This is a genomic window from Dactylosporangium sp. McL0621, from assembly GCF_049995355.1.
Classification (GTDB): domain Bacteria; phylum Actinomycetota; class Actinomycetes; order Mycobacteriales; family Micromonosporaceae; genus Dactylosporangium.
Window position 1 is genome coordinate 8393071 of sequence record NZ_CP188259.1, and the last position, 19780, is coordinate 8412850.

Annotated in this window: 18 protein-coding genes; 11 read left to right on the plus strand and 7 right to left on the minus strand. The window is 72.7% G+C overall.

What is annotated here, in order from left to right; translation table 11 throughout:
• Positions 1-35: 35 nt before the first annotated feature.
• Complete coding sequence (locus ACPPVO_RS39700; RefSeq protein ID WP_426503721.1) at positions 36-2255, minus strand: choice-of-anchor J domain-containing protein; 2220 nt, start codon at positions 2253-2255, stop codon at positions 36-38.
• Positions 2256-2724: 469 nt separating this feature from the next.
• Between ACPPVO_RS39700 and ACPPVO_RS39705 the strand changes: the two genes are divergently transcribed.
• Genes ACPPVO_RS39705 through ACPPVO_RS39720 form a run of 4 tightly spaced genes read left to right on the plus strand, consistent with a single transcriptional unit; the run spans position 2725 to position 4713 of the window.
• Positions 2725-3147 carry an STAS domain-containing protein gene (locus ACPPVO_RS39705; RefSeq protein WP_426503722.1) on the plus strand — a complete coding sequence of 141 codons (423 nt, stop codon included), beginning with the start codon at positions 2725-2727 and terminating at the stop codon, positions 3145-3147.
• 19 nt (positions 3148-3166) lie between these two features.
• The gene (locus ACPPVO_RS39710; RefSeq protein ID WP_360373444.1) at positions 3167-4012 is read left to right on the plus strand and encodes an AraC family transcriptional regulator; all 846 of its coding nucleotides are present in this window, start codon (positions 3167-3169) and stop codon (positions 4010-4012) included.
• Complete coding sequence (locus ACPPVO_RS39715; protein WP_426503723.1) at positions 4009-4419, plus strand: VOC family protein; 411 nt, start codon at positions 4009-4011, stop codon at positions 4417-4419. Before ACPPVO_RS39710 ends, ACPPVO_RS39715 begins: the two co-directional genes overlap by 4 nt.
• A 30-nt stretch (positions 4420-4449) precedes the next feature.
• On the plus strand, positions 4450-4713 hold the full coding sequence (locus ACPPVO_RS39720; protein WP_426503724.1) for a hypothetical protein: 264 nt from the start codon (positions 4450-4452) through the stop codon (positions 4711-4713).
• On the opposite strand, the gene ACPPVO_RS39725 is transcribed toward ACPPVO_RS39720, so the two are convergent.
• Both ACPPVO_RS39725 and ACPPVO_RS39730 read right to left on the minus strand, forming a co-directional pair.
• Positions 4710-5693 (minus strand): glycosyltransferase, encoded by a 984-nt coding sequence (locus ACPPVO_RS39725; RefSeq protein WP_426503725.1) that lies wholly within the window; start codon positions 5691-5693, stop codon positions 4710-4712. The genes ACPPVO_RS39720 and ACPPVO_RS39725 overlap by 4 nt on opposite strands.
• Positions 5694-6291: 598 nt before the next feature.
• Positions 6292-6645 carry a histone-like nucleoid-structuring protein Lsr2 gene (locus tag ACPPVO_RS39730; protein ID WP_426503726.1) on the minus strand — a complete coding sequence of 118 codons (354 nt, stop codon included), beginning with the start codon at positions 6643-6645 and terminating at the stop codon, positions 6292-6294.
• 177 nt (positions 6646-6822) lie between these two features.
• On the opposite strand from ACPPVO_RS39730, the gene ACPPVO_RS39735 reads away from it, so the two are divergent.
• Positions 6823-7389: a DinB family protein gene (locus tag ACPPVO_RS39735; RefSeq protein WP_426503727.1), complete on the plus strand. Its 567-nt coding sequence runs from the start codon at positions 6823-6825 to the stop codon at positions 7387-7389.
• A 366-nt stretch (positions 7390-7755) separates the two neighbouring features.
• Here ACPPVO_RS39735 and ACPPVO_RS39740 read toward each other — a convergent pair whose 3' ends face one another.
• Complete coding sequence (locus ACPPVO_RS39740; RefSeq protein WP_426503728.1) at positions 7756-8862, minus strand: serine hydrolase domain-containing protein; 1107 nt, start codon at positions 8860-8862, stop codon at positions 7756-7758.
• A gap of 181 nt (positions 8863-9043) precedes the next feature.
• Between ACPPVO_RS39740 and ACPPVO_RS39745 the strand changes: the two genes are divergently transcribed.
• Positions 9044-9526 carry a hypothetical protein gene (locus ACPPVO_RS39745; protein ID WP_426503729.1) on the plus strand — a complete coding sequence of 161 codons (483 nt, stop codon included), beginning with the start codon at positions 9044-9046 and terminating at the stop codon, positions 9524-9526.
• Between the two features lie 43 nt (positions 9527-9569).
• Here ACPPVO_RS39745 and ACPPVO_RS39750 read toward each other — a convergent pair whose 3' ends face one another.
• The 3 genes from ACPPVO_RS39750 to ACPPVO_RS39760 are packed head-to-tail and all read right to left on the minus strand — an operon-like array spanning position 9570 to position 12426.
• Entirely contained in the window at positions 9570-10349 is a 780-nt protein-coding gene (locus tag ACPPVO_RS39750; RefSeq protein ID WP_426503730.1) for an ATP-binding cassette domain-containing protein, read from the minus strand.
• Positions 10346-11362: an ABC transporter permease gene (locus ACPPVO_RS39755; protein ID WP_426503732.1), complete on the minus strand. Its 1017-nt coding sequence runs from the start codon at positions 11360-11362 to the stop codon at positions 10346-10348. The genes ACPPVO_RS39750 and ACPPVO_RS39755 overlap by 4 nt, the downstream gene beginning before the upstream one ends.
• Entirely contained in the window at positions 11359-12426 is a 1068-nt protein-coding gene (locus ACPPVO_RS39760) for a substrate-binding domain-containing protein (protein WP_426503733.1), read from the minus strand. Before ACPPVO_RS39760 ends, ACPPVO_RS39755 begins: the two co-directional genes overlap by 4 nt.
• A 153-nt stretch (positions 12427-12579) precedes the next feature.
• Between ACPPVO_RS39760 and ACPPVO_RS39765 the strand changes: the two genes are divergently transcribed.
• The 5 genes from ACPPVO_RS39765 (at position 12580) to ACPPVO_RS39785 (ending at position 19654) form a co-directional block, all read left to right on the plus strand.
• The gene (locus ACPPVO_RS39765) at positions 12580-13602 is read left to right on the plus strand and encodes a LacI family DNA-binding transcriptional regulator (RefSeq protein ID WP_426503734.1); all 1023 of its coding nucleotides are present in this window, start codon (positions 12580-12582) and stop codon (positions 13600-13602) included.
• 30 nt (positions 13603-13632) lie between these two features.
• On the plus strand, positions 13633-13884 hold the full coding sequence (locus ACPPVO_RS39770) for a hypothetical protein (RefSeq protein ID WP_426503735.1): 252 nt from the start codon (positions 13633-13635) through the stop codon (positions 13882-13884).
• A gap of 105 nt (positions 13885-13989) precedes the next feature.
• On the plus strand, positions 13990-15294 hold the full coding sequence (locus ACPPVO_RS39775) for an RICIN domain-containing protein (protein WP_426503736.1): 1305 nt from the start codon (positions 13990-13992) through the stop codon (positions 15292-15294).
• A 125-nt stretch (positions 15295-15419) separates the two neighbouring features.
• Positions 15420-17624 carry a cellulose binding domain-containing protein gene (locus ACPPVO_RS39780; RefSeq protein WP_426503737.1) on the plus strand — a complete coding sequence of 735 codons (2205 nt, stop codon included), beginning with the start codon at positions 15420-15422 and terminating at the stop codon, positions 17622-17624.
• Positions 17625-17689: 65 nt separating this feature from the next.
• Positions 17690-19654 carry a discoidin domain-containing protein gene (locus tag ACPPVO_RS39785; RefSeq protein ID WP_426503738.1) on the plus strand — a complete coding sequence of 655 codons (1965 nt, stop codon included), beginning with the start codon at positions 17690-17692 and terminating at the stop codon, positions 19652-19654.
• Positions 19655-19780: the final 126 nt, after the last annotated feature.

Sequence of the window (19780 nt, forward strand, 5' to 3'; positions counted from 1 at the left end):
GTCCGCAGTGGACGATGGGGCCGCCGTGGAACTTGTTACGCCCCGCCGCCACCGGGCTGGGTCACGCCGTTCACCGTGAGGGTGTACGGCGCGTACTGCTGCACCTGCTCCGTCGGCTCGTCGTAGGCCACGACGGCCACGACCTTCGGGAACAGCGACAGCAGCGCCAGCTGGATCCAGTTGAGCGAGAGCTCGTTCTGGCCGTTGAACTCGAACTGCCAGGCGAACGCGTGCGCCTCGTCGATGCCGATCAGCTTCACGTTCCAGTTGTGGACCGTGACGGGCTTGATCTGCGTCGGCGACTTGAACGGCGCCAGGCTGGAGCCGTCGCTGAGCACGGTGCTGCCGAGCTTGATGTTGTCCAGCAGCAGGCCGCCCTCGTTCACGCCACCGTCGGAGACGTAGCGGAACGACACCAGGATCGACTGGCCGGCGTAGGCCGACAGGTCGTAGGTGTGCGGCTCGAAGCCGTCCGTCGTGCCGTTCAGGCCGGGGCCGAACGGCGCGTCGACGGTCTTGTCACCGGCGATCGAGGTGTACGTGGTGCCACCGTCGGTCGAGACCTGGACGTATCCGTAGTCGTAACCGGACTCGGCGCCGTACTTCGCGTCGAAGCTCAGCGTCGCGTTGGTGGCGGGCACGGTCACCGGGATGACCGCGGCGGCGTCGGTGTTGTTCGCGTTGCCGGAGAACAGCACCGAGTCGCCCGGGCGGTCCGGGTCGTTGTTGACCAGCGTCCAGGCCAGGGGCAGGGTCGGCAGGGTCTTCGCACCGCTGAACTTCAGCGAGCGCAGGTCCTTGCCGGCCAGCGCCTTGCCGTTCTTCTGGAGCAGCACGTAGTCCGCACCGTTGGGCGCCGCACCGGGCTTGTCGTACGAGCTCGGGTTGGCGAAGTTCACCGTCGACTTGACGCTCTTCGACGTGACCTTCTTCTTGTCGGCCCCGAGGACGATCCCCCACGGGGACTCCCCGACGATCCGGTCGAGCAGCACCGAGCTCTGGTAGTCCCGCAGGACCGCGTATGCACCGCCCTTGACGCCCTCCGCCTTCGCGGCGGCGTCGAGGCTGGCGATACCCTGCAGGTCAGCATCGCGGTGGAGCCGCGAGATGATGTCCTCACCGTAGTGGTCGGACAGGTACAGCATCAGCTGGAACGCGTTGCCGTAGTCGGCGAGCACGCCACTGCCGGTGTTGCCCTCACCCCAGAGGTTGAGCGAGTTCTGCGCACCGTTGCAGTCCCGGGGGTTGGGGTTGTACGGCGTCTGCACGCTGCCCCAGCCCTGGAAACAGTTCAGGTGGCTGTCGTTGCCCTTCTCGGTGATCGTCTTGGTCCCGTCGACGTACCCGGTAAGCACCTGAGCCCAGTCGCTCAGGCCCTCGTTCATCCAGGAGACCTCGTTCGGGTCCGAGTAGTACTCGACCAGGTGCTGCCACTCGTGCGCGAACGTGCCCTCGTAGAGGCGCGGCTTCGTCGGGCGGCTGGTGCACAGGTCCGCCGTCGGCTCGTCGGCCGGGTTGGCACCGGTGCGGTGCGCCCAGTCGAACGCGTCGATGGTCATGACGTTGCGGTCGAGCAGCTCATTGATCTGCGAGGAGAAGAAGCCGGCGATGTACGTCGGGTTGGCCGGGAAGTCGTAGTAGTTCGAGTCCCGGACATTGTCGACGAGCGTCACCGTCTTCTCGCCGCCACCCGAGTAGTCGCCGCCGTGTCCGTTGGCGTCCGGGGGCACGACGGCGTTGCTGCCGTCGCGGGGTGGCGGGGTGGCGAAGGCGGCCGTCTCCTTCGGGTACATGTTCGTGTCGAACTCCTTGATGAAGTCCGTCACCTGCGCGTCGGTCACCGTGGTGGTGTTCGCGATCTGGTTGCGGCAGTCCCCCGCGGGGAACGACGTGTCCACCGCGACCCACACCTCGATGTGGTCACCGACGCCACGCAGCACGTAGTCCTTGCGGTACAACGAGCCCGTGGAGTCGTTGGAAGCCAGCCACTGACGCACGGTGCCGACCGGCGGGGTGACCCCCGCGGCGAGCGCCGAGCGCTGCTGCGCCTTGCTGCTCGCCATCTTCTTCGCGTCGACGGCCTTGCCCTCGAACGTGAAGTTCGTGCGGTTCATCTCCCGCACGTCGGACGCGCCCGCCGCCTGCTTGGCCGGGGCTTTCGCCGGGGCCGCGAGGGCCGGCGCGGCCGGCAACGCGACGAGCACCGGGATGGCCAAGGCGACGGCCGCGGTCGTGGCCAGCCCTTTTCTTACCATGGAGCCTCCTTTACGACGACACGCCGAACCCGGCGGGGTGGCCGCCGGGAACGGAGCGACGAGTGCGGGATCGTATTGACACCGCACACTATCGTCGCGATCCATGGAGGCGGCCGTCGCTTCGTAGGCCGAGGGTCCACGCAAGGGGTTGCCGGGCTTGCCGTTCGAGGCCAAACCGTGATTACCGTCGATGTTTGGCCATCGCCGGAAAAGGTGCCCTTAAGAAAGGCTGCTTGGTCACCGAGCGTGACGGGCGGATTGCGGCCACTCGAATCCGTGACGCACGAACCGGTCAGCGGGTTGCACACCGGGGCGAAACTCCGGCGAAAACACCCGGCCGGGCGACGTCCGCCGCCGGTCAGACGATCACCGACCGCGACGTCCGGTGGTGCCCGCACCGGCCGGACGGATGGGGTTACCGGCTGGACAGTGGTTCACCCACCGTCACCGCAGACCGTATCGTCGCAGCATGGCAGCCCTGACCCTCGCGGTGGAACGACTCGCTGCCGCCACGGTCCTGTCCTGTCACGGGGCGTTGGTGGCGGCCAGCGCGATGCAGCTCGAGACGGCCCTGTCCCAGGCGCTGCTGCGGCCCGACCTCCGCATCGTGGTCGACCTCGCGGCGGTGGCCACGATCGACTGCACGGGCGTCATGATGCTGCGCGTGACCGCGGGCATCGCCGCCGAGCAGGGCGGCTCCCTGGTGCTGGCAGCGCCGAACCCGCAGGTCGTGCACACGCTGCGTGAGGGCGGGACGCTGCACACCATCGAGACCTACCACACCGTGCAGGCCGCCCTCGACGGGGACGCGGACGCCCTGATCACCGAGCCCGACGCGACGCCCGCCCCGACCGCGTGGCCGATGAACCGCGCGGACCGCCGCAGCGCCTGACCGGCCTTAGGCTGGCCCTATGGAGTCCGCGTACGTGCGCTGGCGGCCCGCCCCGGCCGTGCGCCCCTTCGCGGCCTTCTACACGGGTTACGCCCGGCACGAGCTGCCGCCGGGCCGGCACCGGGGGCTGCCGTCGCCCTACCTGACCCTGATCGTCGCGCTCGACCGGCCGCTGCGCATCCTCGCCCACCCGGACCCGGCCGCCCCGCCCGGCGACTACGGCACCCTGATCGGCGGCCTGCACACCACGCCGGCGCTGATCGAGCAGACCGGGACCTCGGCGGGCATCCAGGTGGCCCTGTCGCCGCTGGGCGCCCGCGCGCTGCTCGGCCTGCCCGCCGGCGAGCTGGCCGGGGCCGACCTCGACGGCGCCGACGTGCTCGGGCCGCTCGCGGCCGAGCTGCGTGAGCGGGTGGCGCTGGCCGCGGACTGGCCGGCGCGGTTCCGGATCGTCGACGAGCTGCTCACCCGGCGGGCCCGGCCCGACGTGCGGCCCGCGCCGGAGGTGGCCTTCGCGTGGCACCGGCTGTGCGCGACGGGCGGCGCGGTCGGCCCGGGCGAGCTCGCCGGGGAGACCGGGTGGAGCGCGCGGTACCTCGCCCGCCGTTTCGCCGTCGAGATCGGCCTGTCGCCGAAGGTCGCCGGGCGCGTGGCCCGCTTCGACCGGGCCCGGCGGCGGCTGCAGGACTCGGCCGGCACGCATCCGCTCGCCGCGCTGGCCGTCGACTGCGGCTACTACGACCAGGCCCATCTGACCCGCGAGTTCACGGCGCTGGCCGGGGTACCACCGGCGCGCTGGTGGGCGGAGGAGTTCCGAAACGTGCAATCCCCGGTGGACCTGGCCGGGGCAGACTCGGCGGCATGAGCGATGACAAGACTCCGCCGCCGAACGTGTGGCCCACCCTGCGCGCCACCGACGCCCGCGCCCTGATCACGTTCCTCGTCGACGCGTTCGGCTTCGTCGAGGTCGCCGCCTACGGCGAGGGCGACCTGATCATGCACGCCGAGCTGGCCTGGCCCGAGGGCGGCGGCATCATGCTGGGCAGCGACCGCCAGGACGGCTCCAAGTGGAGCCTCAAGCCGGGCTCGTTCGGCTGCTACGTCGTGACCGCCGAGCCGGATGCGCTGCTCGCGCGGGCCCGGGCCGCCGGGGCCGAGATCACCCAGGAGCTCGAGGACACCGACTACGGCTCGCGGGGGTTCGCGGCCCGCGACCCGGAGGGCAACCTGTGGTCGTTCGGCACGTACCGCGGCGAGCCCCGCCCCGTGTAGAGCCGCGCGCCCCGGCTCCGACCTCAGGGCATGACGAAGTTCCTGCTGTTGCACGGGCTCGGATCGGTGCCGCCGGCCGAGCTGGGCGGCGAGCTGGTCGACGCGGGCCGCCTCGCCGACCCCAGCCTGACGGTCCTCGTCGAGGGCGGCGTCGGCCGGGGTTCGTTCCGCTGGTACTGGCTGATCGACGTCGAGTCGCTGGAGCGCGCGGTGGAGATCGCCGCGGCCGCGGGCGGCCCGGTCTCGGTGTGCCGGCTCATGATCGACCGGCCCGGCCCCGACCTCGACTGTTAGCGGAGAACGGCGACGAGCTCGCCGAGCAGGCGCTTGAGCTCGGCGAGGTGCGTGGGCGGGTACGCCCGGCCGGCCGGGTCGACCACCTGCCGGACGCCCTGCAGCAGCCGCCAGGCCTCGCCGGCGTGGCCGAGCTGGGCCAGCGCCTGGGCCTCGAGCCAGTCGCAGTACTGCCGCTCGGTGCCGTGCTCGCGCAGCTGCCGGGCCAGGAACACCACGGCGTCGTCGTGCCCGGCGCCGAGCAGCAGCCGGGCCAGGGCGTCGGTGCCGAGCACCCACTGCCGGTCGCCGGGCCGGGTCCGCTCGCGCAGCCGCTCGAACGTGTCCACCGCCGCCTGGCCCCGGCCCGCGCCGACATAGCTGCGGCCGAGGTCGAGCAGGGTGGTGGCGACCAGGCCGGGGTCGGCGTCCGGGGCGAGCCGCTCCAGTACGGCCTCGCCGATGTCCGCGTTGCGCACGGCCTTGCGGCGGCGGGTCCCGGCGTCCTCGTACCCGTGGTGGACGAGGTGCAGCGCCTCGCGCGGCACCGCGGGCCAGACGCCGTCCTCGGTCGCGAGCCGCTCGTGGACCCGCCCCTCCCACCGCACCGCGGCCGGGCGGAAGAGCCGCGCGGTGTGGTGCGTGTACGGAAGCTCGTCGTGGAGGTTGTCGATCGGCACCAGCAGGGCGGCGCTGCGGGCGGAGCCGAGGATCGGGCGCAGCCGCCCCGGGTCCGCCACGGCCCGGTCGTCGGCGTCGATGCTGAGCACCCACCCGGGCCGGCCGGCGGCCTCGACGGCGGCGTTGCGCGCGGCGGCGAAGTCGTCCCGCCACTCCCCGGTGCTCACGGTGGCGCCGAGCGAGCGGGCGATGCCGGGGGTACCGTCGCCGGAGCCCGTGTCGTGCACGTGTACGCCGTCGACGAGCCCGCCGAGCGACGCCACGCAGCCGGGCAGGTTTTCCGCCTCGTTGCGGACGATGAGCGCCGCGACCAGGTTCACCCCCGCCAGATCGGCCCGCTGGACCCGCCCTTGAGGAAAGGGCTGTTCCTAGCCTGGCGCGGGCTTCGCCCGGTACGCGGCTGTTCCTAGCCCTGGCGCGGGCTTCGCCCGGTACGCGGCTGTTTCTAGCCTGGCGCGGGCTTCGCCCGGTACGCGGCGGGGGGTTCCCACCCCGCACCCCCCATGGCCGCTACGCGACCACATTCGCGGGCGCATCCGCGCGCCGGATGCGCGACTGTTTCTAGCCTGGCGCGGGCTTCGCCCGGTACGCGGCGGGGGGTTCCCACCCCGCACCCCCCATGGCCGCTACGCGACCACATTCGCGGGCGCATCCGCGCGCCGGATGCGCGACTGTTTCTAGCCTGGCGCGGGCTTCGCCCGGTACGCGGCGGGGGGTTCCCACCCCGCACCCCCCATGGCCGCTACGCGACCACTTTGGCCGGCGCATCCGCGCGCCGGGTGCGCGACTGTTCCTCGCTCGGCGCGGGGCTCGTCCAACACCCATCGTGGCCGCTGCGCGGCCGCTTTTGCGGCTGCGGAGCGGCCTTGGGCGCGGCGGCCGCTGCCCTCGAGCGGCGGCCGCCGGGCCTGTGGTGGCTCAGCGGCCGCTGGCCGCGTGGTACTGGTCCACGATCTCCTGCTTGATGCGGCCGCGGTCGGACACCTGGTATCCGGCGCCCTGGGCCCATTCCCGGATCGCCCGGTTCTGGTCGCGGTCGCCGCGCGTGGTGCCGCGGCCCCGTCCGGGTGCGGTTCGGGACCCCACGGATGCGCTCCGGCCGACCTTCGTGCCCGCGGAAATGTAGGGCTTGAGCGCGGCGCGCAGTTTCTCCGCGTTCTTCTTGGACAGGTCGATCGAATACTGCACGCCATCGAGGCCGAACGTCACACTCTCATCGGCGGGCTTACCGTCCAGATCGTCGATCAGTTCCTGAATGACACGCTTGGCCATGCCGGCCGACCTCCCGTATGCGACTGGGACCGGTTGTTTGAAACGGCGCCCGTGGCAAACAGTATCGCGAATCAATTGCATTCCCGCCAGATAGCCGGGGAAAACAGTTCATCACCGATCGTGTCCGTGTAATTACCGGGTACCCGGCGCGGCCCTTGACCGGTCTAGGCTCGGGCCATGAGCGCACCGCCGCTGGACTGGGGGCGCCTGCTCGTGGCGCAGCTGGAGTTCTACTGGGACGCTCACCTGTGGCCGCGGCTGCAGGGCCTGACCGACGACGAATACTTCTGGGAGCCGGTGGCGGACTGCTGGAGCGTCCGGGCCGGCGCGGACGGCCGATTCCGCCCCGACGGCGTCACCACGCACCGGGAACCGCCGCCGGTGACGACGATCGCCTGGCGGATGATGCACATCGCGGTCGGCTGTTTCGTCATCCGTTCGGCGACGTTCTTCCCCGGCCCGGGCGACCTCGCCGATGCCGACATGTTCGACCCGCGTCACGTGCCTGCGGATCTGCCGCACACGGCGGCCGACGGGGTGGCGTTCCTGCACGACAGTTACCGGCAATGGCACGACCACATCGCCGACCTCGGCGACGAGGCGATGCGAACGCCACTAGGACCGAAGGGCGCCTATTTCTCCGCCGATCCGATGGCGGCGCTCATCGTGCACCTGAACCGGGAAACGATGCACCACGGCGGCGAGATCGGCGTGCTGCGCGACCTTTACGCCGCCCGTAGCTGAACCGGCGGGCACGCGGCGAGCACCGCCTCCGCGACCGCGTTCTGGGCGGCGACGCCCTTCACGCCGCCCGCGGCTGAACCGGCGGACACGCGGCGAGCACCGCCTCCGCGACCGCGTTCTGGGCGGCGACGCCCTTCACGCCGCCCGCGGCTGAACCGGCGGACACGCGGCGAGCACCGCCTCCGCGACCGCGTTCTGGGCGGCGACGCCCTTCACGCCGCCCGCGGCTGAACCGGCGGACACGCGGCGAGCACCGCCTCCGCGACCGCGTTCTGGGCGGCGACGCCCTCTACGCCGCCCGCGGCTGAACCGGCGGACACGCGGCGAGCACCGCCTCCGCGACCGCGTTCTGGGCGGCGACGCCCGCTACGCCGCCCGCGGCTGAACCGGCGGACACGCGGCGAGCACCGCCTCCGCGACCGCGTTCTGGGCGGCGACGGCGGCCGGGCGCGGCTCGAGGCGGTCGGTCAGGTACACCGTGACGAGCCGCCGCTGCGGGTCGGCCCAGGCGATGCAGACGTAGCTGCCGTTGTGCCCGAACGTCGCCGGGCTGCTCGTGCGGCCCATCGGGCGCGGCGCGCGCGGGTCGGGGCCCGGGCCGCCCAGCTGGAACCCGTGCGACCAGCGGATCGGCAGGCGCAGCAGGGCATCGACGGCGCCGTCGCTGGTCGGGGTGGTGGCGAACGCGACGGTCGGCGGCGCGAGCAGCTTCACGCCGCCGAGGCTTCCGCCGGCGGCCAGCAGGGTGTAGAGCACGGCGAGGTCGCGGGCGGTGGCCGAGACGCCCGCGGCCGGGATGACGGCCCGGCGGACCGCGCGGCGGTTCACGAACGCGGCCGTGACCTGCGGGCCCGGGCCGCGGCCGCGCAGCGGTACGTGCCGGTGCCACTCGGCGTCGGGCAGGCCCAGGTGCGTGTCGCGCAGGCCCAGCGGCCGCAGGATCTCGGCCGCCAGCACCTCGCGGACCGGCTCGCCGGTGACGCGGCGCACGAGCTCGCCGAGCAGGAAGCCGAAGCTGAGGTACTGGTAGGCCGGGCCCCCGCCGGCCGGGAAGCGCGGGCGGGCCCGCTCCAGCGCCCGCACCGACGCGTCCCAGTCGGTCATGGCGAGCGCGTCGCGGGCCGTGGACCGCGCGACCGGGAGCCCGGAGCGGTGCTGGAGCACGTGCCGCACCGTGATCGACGTCTTGCCGTTGGCCCCGAACTCGGGCCAGTGCCGCGCGATCGGGTCGTCCAGGCCCAGCTCGCCGCGCTCGATCAACCGGTGCACCAGCAGCGCGACGTAGGGCTTGCTGACCGAGAACAGCCAGAACAGGGCGCCGGGGTCGCAGCCGTGGGCGCGGTCGAGCACGACCGTCCCGTCGCGCACGACGACGAGCTGGGACGCCCCGCCGCGGTCGCGGGCCAGGGCGGCCGCCGTCTCCAGGCCGTCGCGGTCGACGCCGCCGGGGTCCCGTTCGCGCCAGTCGAGCACGGCACCAGTATCGGGCCCGGCAACCGTTCCGCACCCGCCGGTACCCGGACCGCACCGCGCGAGAACGGCCCGGCCGGCAGAACCGGGGGAAGACTGGCAACAGCCTGGCAAACGCTCCGGCCCGCGCGGCGCCGGTCGAAGTCAGGCTCGGACATCAGCCAGCACCACGGATGGAGCGAACGTGACCTCGATCAGCGCGATCAGCGGCATCTCCGGCGCCTACGGCGTGCGGTTCTCGGCGACCCGGCCCCCGGAGCGGCCCCCGGCCGGCCAGGACCCCCTGGCGCCGGTGGCGAAGGCCCTGAGCCTGTCGGACGACGACCTCATGAGCCGGCTGCGGGAGGGCCAGAGCCTCAGCGCCGTGGCCGAGGAGCAGGGGGTCTCGCACGACGACCTCATCGCGGCGATCACGGCCGGCAAGCCCGGCGACGCGCCCGTCAAACCCGAGAGCGACGAGACCGCCGAGGAGATCGCCGCCCAGCAAGGCCGCACCGGCGGCCTGCAGGACCCGTCGAAGCTGCGGCAGCTCGGCGCGCTGCTGGACAGCGACACCGGGGACCTGTCGAAGCTCAGCCCTTCTCAGCTGGTGCAGCGGTTCCAGAGCAAGGGCGTGGACGCCCGCTCGGTCCTGCGCAGCGGCGATCTCGTCGACACCTACGCCTGACCCGGCGCCGGGCGGCCGTCGCGGGCCGCCCGGCGTCCAGGGTCTAGCGGCCCGGCGTCTCGGCCAGGGTGCTGGCGCCGGTCATGATGGCGACCGCCTCCGACATGGTGTGGGTCTTCGGCGTGATGACGCCGGCCCCGCGGCCGAGGCGCTGGATGTGGATGCGGTCGGCCACCTCGAACACGTGGGGCATGTTGTGGCTGATCAGGATGACCGGCAGGCCGCGGGCGCGCACCTCGCCGATCATCCGCAGCACCTGGTTCGACTCGCGCACGCCGAGGGCCGCGGTCGGCTCGTCGAGCACGATCACCTTGCTGCCGAAGGCGGCGGCCCGGGCCACGGCGACGGCCTGGCGCTGGCCGCCGGAGAGCGTCTCGACTGGCTGGGCCATGTTCTGCAGGGTGCCGATGCCGAGGTCGGCGAGCGCCTGGCCGGCGTCGGCGCGCATGCCCTTCTTGTCGAGCATCCGCAGGACCGAGCCGAGCACGCCCGGGCGGCGGCGCTCCCGGCCCAGGTACAGGTTCCCGGCGATGTCGAGCGCGGGCGCGACGGCCAGGGTCTGGTACACGGTCTCGATCCCGGCCTCGCGCGCGTCCTGCGGGCGGCGGAAGTGCACCGGGGCGCCGTCGAGGCGGATCTCGCCCGCGTCGGGGACGAGGGCGCCGGTCAGGCACTTGATGAGCGTCGACTTGCCGGCGCCGTTGTCGCCGATGACGGCCAGGACCTCGCCCGGGTGCAGGTCGATGTCCACGCCGTCGAGGCCGACCACGCGGCCGAAGGTCTTCACGAGCCCGCGCGCGGACAGCACCGGGGCCGCGCTCATGCCTTCACCCGCCGGATCCACTGGTCGACGGCGACGGCGACCAGGACGAGCAGGCCGACGGCGAGGACGCGGTACTGGTCGTCGACCCCGGCGAGGGAGAGTCCGCTGCGGAAGGCGCCGACGATGAGCGCGCCCAGCATGGTGCCCAGCACCGCGCCGCGGCCGCCGAAGAGGCTCGTGCCGCCGATCACGACGGCGGTGATGCTCTCCAGGTTCGCGTCGGTGATCGCGTTCGGGCTCGCGGCGCCGGCCCGGCCGATGAGGATCCAGGCGGTCAGGCCGTAGATGGCGCCGGCGAGGGTGTAGACGCTCAGCAGCACCCGGTCGACGCGGATGCCGGCGAGGCGGGCCGCCTCCTTGTCGTCGCCGACGGCGTAGACGTGCCGGCCCCAGGCGGTGTTGGCCAGGGCGAAGCCGACGACGCAGTACAGCACCAGGACCAGCACCACGCCGACCGTGATGTGGAACCGGCCCACGGCGAACGTCTCCCCGGTCCAGTTGACGAACGCCGGCAGGTCGACCTGCTGGACGCTCTGGCCCTTGGAGTACAGCAGCCCGATCGCGGTGAACACGCTCAGCGTGCCGAGCGTGACGATGAACGGCGGCAGCCCGATGCGGGTGACCAGGGCGCCGTTGAGCAGCCCGGCCAGCACGCCGACGGCGATGCCGACGAGCACCGCGACGGGCCCGGGCAGCCCGTTGCCCTCGGCCAGCTTCGCCGAGAGCATCATCGCCAGGATCGTGACCGCCCCGACGGACAGGTCGATGCCGGCGGTGAGGATGACGAGGGTCTGCCCGACCGCGAGCGCCCCGATGACGGCAACCTGCTGCAGCACCAGCGACAGCGAGTTGGGCGAGGAGAAGCGCGGGTTGATCGCCGAGAAGACGACCGCCGCGACGACGAGCACGAGCAGCGGGCTGATCGCCGGGTGGGCGTGCAGCACGTGCTGGACGCGCTGCAGGGGCGACTGGCGGCGCAGCGCGAACTGCTCGGCGGCGGTCGTGGCCGTCACTTCTTGCCCCAGCACAGCTCCGTGCCCTTGGCCACGTCGATCGACTCGACGCCGGCCGCGGGCTTGCCGGTGACCAGCGCGACCCCGGTGTCGTAGAAGTCCAGGCCGGAGGTGACCTGCGGCTTCTGCCCGCCGGTCGCGATCTGCTTGATGGCCTTCACGCCGAGCTCGGCCATTTTCAGCGGGTACTGCTGGGAAGTGGCATTGATCAGGCCGTCCTTGACCTGCTGCACCCCGTCGCACCCGCCGTCGATCGACACGACGATCGGGCTCGGCACGTTGGCCGCCTTCAGGGCCTTCTGGGCTCCGACGGCCGCGGGCTCGTTGATCGTGTACACCACGTTGATCCCCGGGTTCTTGGTCAGGCACCGCTCCATCGCGGTCCGCCCGCCGTCCTCGGCGCCGTTCGTGGGCTCGTTGCACGCGATGGTGTAGGTGCCATTCCCGCCGGCACTGGTGTAGCTGCCCGTTTTTGCTTCATCGCCGTTGCGCTTCTTGTCCTTGGCGTCGATGCCCATGCCGGCGAGGAAGCCCTGGTCCCGGTTGTAGTCGACCGACACGATCTTGTCGTTGAACAGGTCGAGCAGCGCGATGACGGCGGGCTTGCCGGCCAGGGTGGTGGCGGTCCACTTGCCGATGAGCTCGCCGGCCTTGAAGTTGTCGGTGGCGAAGGTGATGTCGACGGTGTTCGCCGGGTCGGGCGGGGTGTCCAGGGCGATCACGTACAGCCCGGCGTCGCGGGCCTTCTTGATGGCCGGGTTGACCCCGGGCCCGTTGGGGGTGATGAGGATGCCGGCGTCGCCGCGGGCGATGGCGTCCTCGATCGCCTGCACCTGGCCGGCCTCGTCGCCGTCGGCCTTGCCCGCGGCAATGGTGATCTTGATGCCCTCGGTCGCGGCGGCCTGCTTGGCGCCGTCCTGCATGGTGACGAAGAACGGGTTCGTGGAGTTCTTGGTGATGAGGGCGACCGAGATGTCCTTGCCGCCGGCGGCCTGGTCGTCGCCGCACGCGGCGGCCGGCAGCACCGTGAGGGTCGCGGCGAGCGCGATAAGGGCCCTGCGCATGGTTCCTCCTTTGACAACGTTGTCAAAACACTCTCGTTAGGCCCCGTCATGATTGTCAATACATGCAGTTCCAATATCTCGTGTAACAATTTGGGCACGGTCACGCGTGGCCGACAACGTTGTCAAGACGAACTGCTGGTAGCTTGGGCGACCGTGGACGCCCGACCGACCCTCCGCGACGTGGCCCAGCTGGCCGGGGTCAGCCCGAAGACTGTCTCCCGGGTGGTGAACGCCGAGCCGGGGGTGAGCGCGACCAAGGAAGGCCGGGTCCGGCGGGCGATCGACCAGCTGGGATACCGGCCGAACATGACCGCCAGCCGGCTGCGGCGGGCGGATGGGCGTACCGCCGCCATCGCCGCGCTCCTGGAGGACATCGCGAACCCGTTCTCCTCGGCGCTGCACCGCGCGCTCGAGGACGTCGCCCGCGAGCGCGGGGTGCTCATCTTCGCCGGCAGCGTCGAGGAGGACCCGCAGCGCGAGCGGGCGCTGGTGCACGAGTTCGCGCGGCGGCAGGCCGACGGGCTGGTCATGGTGCCGGCCGGGGACGACCAGGCGTACCTCACCCGCGAGCTGAACCCCGACACCCCGGTCGTGTTCGTGGACCGCCCCCCGGTCGGCCTGCACGCCGACGCGGTCCTGGCCGACAACGAGGCCGGCGCCGCGGCCGCGGTCCACCACCTGGTCGCGCACGGCCACCGCGACATCGCCTACCTCGGCGACCTGCGCTCGATCGCCACCGCGCGCCAGCGGTTCACCGGCTACCGCGAGGCCCTGGCCGAGCACGGGATCCGGCGCACCGCCGCGCACGTCGCCCACGACCTGCACACCGCGGACGCCGCCGAGGCGGCCCTGCTGCGCATGCTCGACGGCCCGCGCCCGCCCACGGCCTGCTTCAGCGCGCAGAACCTCGTGACGCTGGGCGCGATCCGGGCGCTGCGCCGCCGGGACCGGCACACGGCGGTGGCCCTGGTGGGCTTCGACGACTTCCCGCTCGCCGACCTGCTGCAGCCCGCGGTGACGGTGGTGGCCCAGGACGCCGCGGCGATGGGGCGCCTCGCCGCGGAGCTGCTGTTCCGCCGCCTCGACGGCGAGACCTGGAACCCGGCCGCGCACGTGGTCGCGACCCGTTTGATCCCCCGCGGCTCCGGCGAGATCCCCGGCCCCGCCGGCCCCTGACTGCCCCAGGCCGCCGACGCCGGCGCGACAGTGGTCACCGCCGCCGCCGAGCCGCTCTTGCACGTCCCGGGCAGCCCGGTCGCCGCCGGCGCCGCGTTCGACGCCACCGGCGAGCGCCTCGCGCTGCTGGTCGACGGCCGCCTCCAGGTCTGGGGCCCGGGCGGCCGCGAGCTCGACGTCGCGGCCGCCCCCGGGCTGACCTCGGTGGCCGTCGCGGGCGCGACGGTGATCGGGATCGGCCCGGACGACCTGCGGTTTCAGTTAATTGGCGACTTACTTTAACTATTAGGGTTCTTTACCTTGTGCGGGGCGTCATCGATGCCCGATGATGCGACAGAGCGGATCCGCCCACCCTCACCCGCCTACACCCGATAGGAACCCCCAACCGTGCGCAGAAAGCTGGCGCTGGCAGCGCTTGCCCTGTTGACGGCGCTGGGGGTGGGCCTCGTGATCCGGCCCGCCCTCGCCGCCACCCCGTTCAAGGTGCTCGCCTTCTACAACGGCACCTGGGACGCCGCCCACATCGACTTCGACAAGGAAGCCAAGGACTGGTTCCCCGCCCAGGGGGCCGCGAACGGCTTCACGTGGGAGGCGACCACCGACTGGAGCCGGCTGAACACCGGCAGCCTGGCGCAGTACAAGGTGATCATGTTCCTGGACGACGCCCCGCCCTCCGGGCAGCGGGCCGCGTTCCAGCAGTACATGCAGAACGGCGGCGCGTGGATGGGCTTCCATGTGAGCGCCTTCACCACCGACCCGGGCTCCTGGAGCTGGTACTACAACACCTTCCTCGGCTCCGGCGCGTTCCAGACCAACACGTGGGGCCCGACCCGCATCACGTACAAGGTCGAGGACCGCAACCACCCGTCCACGGCCGGGCTGCCGGCGACGTTCACCTCAGCGGTCTCCGAGTGGTACTCGTGGAGCAACGACCTGCGGCAGAACCCGAACATCGACATCCTCGCGTCGGTCGACCCGAGCAGCTTCCCGGTCGGCACCGACCCGAACCAGTCCTGGTACAGCGGCTATTACCCGATCCTGTGGACCAACCGCAACTACAAGATGCTGTACGCCAACTTCGGCCACAACGGCATGAACTACGACACCAACACGCGCACGTCCTCGACGTTCGAGAGCGCGAACCAGAACCGCTGGATCATCCAGGGCATCCAGTGGCTGGCCGGGCAGTCCTCGACCCCGCCCACGACGACCCCGCCCACGACGACTCCGCCGACGTCGGCGCCGCCCACGTCGTCCGGCCCCATCCAGCCGGGCACGTACTACCAGCTCGTCAACAGGACCAGCGGCAAGTGCGTCGACGCGCGCTCGGCCGGCACCGCGAACGGCACCGCGATCCAGCAGTACACCTGCAACGGCACGAACGCGCAGCACTACCGGTTCCAGACCACCGCCGACGGCTACTACCGCGTCGACAACCAGGGCAACCCGGCCCAGTCGCTGGACGTGACCGGCAAGTCCACCGCCGACAACGCCCCGATCCAGCTGTGGGCGTACAGCGGCGGCACCAACCAGCAGTGGCAGCCGGTCGCCGAGGGCGGCGGGTACTACCACCTCGTCAGCCGGGCCACGGGCAAGTGCCTGGACACGCCGGCCGCCTCCACGGCCGACGGTGTGCAGCTGGTGCAGTACGCCTGCAACGGCACCGGCGCGCAGTCGTTCGCCCTGAGGTAAACGCTTCCCGTAAGTTTCACGATCCCGGGACCGTCCCACACGGTCCCGGGATCGATGACTTTCGAAACTCTTCGCCCCGCGACTACCGTCCGCCGAAACAGTCCCCGCGGGTGAGGAGCGCGAACGTGCGAAGAGCAGTGGCCGCCTCGGCGGCGATTCTGGCGGCCGGAGCCGGTGCCGTGGCGGCGGTGCACATCGCCTACGCGGCGGCCGGGTGCCGGGTGCAGTACACCGTGACGAACCAGTGGCAGGGCGGCTTCGGCGCGAACGTCGACATCACCAACCTCGGCGACGCGATAAACGGCTGGAACCTGACGTGGACGTACGCGAGCGGGCAGTCAGTGACGCAGGCGTGGAACGCGACCGTCACGCAGAGCGGCACCGCGGTGAAGGCGGCCGACGCCGGGTACAACGCCGCCATCGCCACGAACGCCACGGTCTCGTTCGGCTTCAACGGGGCCTTCACCAGCTCCAACCCGGTGCCGAGCGCGTTCTCCCTCAACGGCGTCGCCTGCACAGGCGGAACTACCACCCCGACGAGCACTCCGCCGGTCTCGACCCCGGTCTCGACCCCGCCGGTCACCACTTCCCCACCGCCGCCGGGTGAGAACGGGCGGCAGATGGAGGACCTCGACCGGGGCCTGATCTCGGTGCGCTCCGGCAGCGGCAACCTGGTCTCGTGGCGGCTGCTGGGCACGGAGGCGTACGACACGTCGTTCAACGTGTACCGCGCCGGCACCCGCGTCGCGACGGTCACCAACTCGACGAACTACCTCGACAGCGGGGCGGCCGCCGACGCCTCCTACACCGTGCGGGCGGTCGTCGGCGGGGCCGAGCAGGCGGCCTCGCCGGCCTCGCTGCGCTTCACGGGCGGGGCCTACCTGGACGTACCGATCCAGAGCCCCGGCTCCACGTACAGCGCCAACGACGCCTCGGTCGGCGACGTCGACGGCGACGGGCAGTACGAGATCATCCTGAAGTGGGACCCGGCCGACGCCAAGGACAACTCCCAGTCGGGCGTGACGAGCAACGTGTACGTGGACGCGTACAAGCTCAACGGCCAGCGGCTGTGGCGGATCAACCTCGGCCGCAACATCCGGGCCGGGGCGCATTACACCCAGTTCCAGGTGTACGACTACGACGGCGACGGCAAGGCCGAGGTCGCGATGAAGACCGCCGACGGCACCACGGACGGCACCGGGCGGGTCATCGGCGACGCGAACGCCGACTACCGCAACTCCTCCGGCTACGTCCTGTCCGGCCCGGAGTTCCTCACCATGTTCAACGGCCAGACCGGCGCCGCGATGTCGACGGTCAACTACGACCCGCCGCGCGGGACGGTCTCGGCCTGGGGCGACAGCTACGGCAACCGGGTGGACCGCTTCCTCGCCGGGACGGCCTACCTCGACGGCAAACGCCCGTCGCTCATCATGGCGCGGGGGTACTACACCCGCACCGTCCTGGCCGCCTGGGACTTCCGCAACGGCTCGCTGACCAAGCGCTGGACCTTCGACAGCAACGCCTCCGGCAACAGCTCCTACGCCGGGCAGGGCGACCACCAGCTGGCGATCGCCGACGTGGACCAGGACGGCAAGGACGAGATCGTGTACGGCGCGATGACCGTCGACGACAACGGCGGCCGGTTGTGGAACACCGGCAACGGCCACGGCGACGCCATGCACGTCGGCGACCTCGACCCGTCCCGCCCGGGGCTGGAGGAGTTCAAGGTCGACGAGGACGGCTCGAAGCCCTCGTCGTACTTCGCCGACGCCCGCACCGGCCAGGTGCTGTGGACCACGCCGCCCAACGGCGACAACGGCCGCGGCGTCTCCGACGACATCTGGTCGGGCAGCCCCGGCGCCGAGTCGTGGTCCGCGGCCGCGGACGGCGTGCGCTCGCCCAGCGGGGCGGTGGTGTCCTCGCGCAAGCCCGGCTCGACGAACTTCGTGATCTGGTGGGACGGCGACACGACCCGCGAGCTGCTCGACTCCACGCACATCGACAAGTACGGCACGAGCGGCGACACCCGCCTGCTCACCGGCTCCGACGTGCACTCCAACAACGGCACGAAGTCCACCCCGTCGCTGTCGGCCGACCTGTTCGGCGACTGGCGCGAGGAGGTCATCTGGCCGACGACGAGCAACACGGCGCTGCGGATCCACAGCACGTCGACGCCGACGTCGACGAAGTTGTACACGCTGATGCACGACAGCCAGTACCGCGAGGCGATCGCCTGGCAGAACACCGCGTACAACCAGCCGCCGCACCCGTCGTACTTCATCGGCAGCGGCATGGCGGCGCCCAAGCAGCCCGTCATCTACGTCCGCTGACGACCCTCTCTCCCGCCGCCACCGCTCGTCCGGGCGGTGGCGGCGGGGGGATGTAAGGTTCCGGGGTGACCGAGCCGACCCATATGCCCGCCGTGCCCGGATGGCTGGTGATCGATGCGCTTTCCGCCCCGGACCTGCCGGCGGAGGGCCTCGAGGGCGTCGTGCTCCTCGACCCGGACGGGTCCGCGGCCGAGGACCGGGCCACCCGGCTGGGCCGGCCCGTGCTCGCCCCCGCCGGCCCGGTGGTCGTCTCCCCCGGCGGCACCCTCTTCGCCACCGGCGGCTGGTGGCGGCACACCCCCGGCGGGCGCCGCGTTGCCGCCGGCCCGCGCTTCCCGGCCCCCGCCTGGCCGCCGTTCGACCTGGACGCGACCCCGATCCCGGCGGGCCGGCTGCTCGCCGCCGGCACCGCCCCGCCCGAGATCGCCGCCTCGATCGCCGTCGACCCGCAGCGCCCGCTGCTGGTGTTCGACGCCACGGTCACCGGCCCCGCCCTCGCCGCCGCGCTGCGTGCCCTGTCCCCCGCCGACCGGGCCGTGCTCGACGTGGCCGCCCTGGCCCCCGGGCAGGGGGCGGGCCGCGCCGTCGCCCTGGCCGCCGCGGCCGAGCTGGGCGAGCCGGTGAGCCTGGTCAACGGCCTGCCCCTGCACACGCCGTCCGGGGATGTCGTGGTGTACGCGCTCGACGCCGCCCTGCGCCCGGTGTGGGCCGAGCCGGCCGGGCGGCTGCGCTGCCAGCCCGACGGCCGCGAGGAGGTCACGGCGTCCACGCCCCCGCAGCCGGGCCTGCGCGCCGTCGACGCCGCCACCTACGCGCTCGACCTGGGCTGGCTGGTCCGCGTCTCCGGCGGCGGCCTGCACGCGATGCCGGTCGGCCCGCTGGCCCCGGCCGTGGGCCGCGCCGCGGTACCGGCCCCGGACCCCGCGCCGCCCGCCTCGCAGGAGGCCACCGTCGACCTGACGCCGTACCGGCCGCTCGCGGACGGGCGCTACCGGGTCGTGGTCGGCACGCCCGGGCTGGAGATCAACGACCTCGTGTGGCCGGCGCTGTCGGCGCTGTTCACCTCGGCCCTGACCGACGTGCCGGCGGGCGTGGACCTGCAGGTTACCGGCGACGCGACGGACTGGGGCCGGACCGTGGCGGCCGAGCTGGCGGAGCGCCACCTGGGCGCGGACACCGGTCCCGGCCGCGACGTCCTCGAGCTCGACGGGCACCGGCCCGACGACGGCGCCGCGTTGAAGCCGTACGCGCCCGCGAAGGTCCTGACGTTCGGCGCGGAGCCCGAGCCGGACGCCGCCCCGCCCCGCCGCCGGCGGCTCGTCCTGGCCGTCGCGGGCGCCGCCGCCGTGCTCGCGGTCGGCGCCGGCATCGTGGCGGCCTGGCCCGGCGACCGGGGGCACACCGACAACGTGGGCACGGACCCGTACCTGATGCCGGACATCAGCGCGGGCGGCGCCACCGCCGGCCCGTCCCCGAGCGGCTCCTCCCGCTCGGCCTCGGCCCGCCCCTCCGCCTCGGCCGGGCGCCCGAGCGGCGCGCCGGCCCCGGCGGCCTCCGGCCCGGAGGGCACCCGGACCAGCGGCAGCCCGGACCCGCTCGGCCTCGACAACCTGTTCAACCTGGCCGCGGGCCACGACACCCGCGACAGCGGCCACGCGGACGTGTACGGCTCGGGCAACATCACCGACGGCGACGCGGGAACGTACTGGGAGAGCCGCAACAACGCGTTCCCGCAGTGGGTCCAGGTCGACCTGGGCGGCCCGGCCCAGCTGCGCCGGGCGGTGCTGCGCCTGCCCCCTTCGGCGGCGTGGCCGGCGCGCAGCCAGCGCATCGAGGTCCAGGCGAGCGCGGACGACAAGACCTTCACGACCCTGACGGCGCCGGCGTCGTACACCTTCGACCCCGCCTCGGGCCAGCGCGCGACGATCACCCTGCCGGGCACGCCGTGGCGCTACGTCCGCCTGGTCTTCACCGCGAACTCCGTCCAGTCCGCGGGCCAGCTGTCGGCCCTGGAGCTCTACCGCCTCTGAAGGCAGGCGGTAGAGCTCCAGGGCCGGCCACTGGGCGCCGCTCGAGCGCGTGCCCGCACACCATGGTGCCCTTCGGCGGCGGCCGGCCGTGTCCCTCCGGCGGGGAGAAAAGTGCGGCCCGGGGAG